The organism is Acidisphaera sp. S103 (genome assembly GCF_009765975.1).
Taxonomy (GTDB): Bacteria; Pseudomonadota; Alphaproteobacteria; order Acetobacterales; family Acetobacteraceae; genus Rhodopila.
On record NZ_LMUJ01000082.1, the window covers coordinates 6,083 to 6,518 of the forward strand.

The following is a 436-nucleotide window of genomic DNA, read 5'->3' on the forward strand; positions in this document are numbered from 1 at the left end:
GACGGTTCCGGACGCCGGACTCGCGATTTCAAGGCTGACAGGACGGGCCGTGGTCCGAATCAGAAAGAACGTCGGCACCAGTCCCAACGCCGTTATCACCGCCATGATCCACCACCCGCGATGATACGCCGTGACCCGCGCCGCGGGCGAAGCCGGTGAAGCGATCACCGCGATAAATATCGCCACGCCCACCGCGATCGCTGCCTGGCGGATCATGTTGATCACCCCCGACCCGGTCGCGAACGACGATGGCGGCAGCGATGACGCGCTGATGCCCATCAACGTTGGAAATGTCAGTCCCACGCCGATACCGGTCAGCGCCATGCCAATGACGATGGTGGCGAAGTTCGGTTCGAGACCAATGAACGTGCCATAATAGGCCAGCCCAGCGACGAAGAACACGATACCGGCGGTGACGACCGGGGCGACACCGAGG

General features: G+C 63.1%; 1 pseudogene. It reads right to left on the reverse strand.

Annotated features, from left to right (window positions below):
* Positions 1-436: pseudogene (locus GSQ89_RS27455) on the reverse strand (hypothetical protein); the annotation flags it as partial.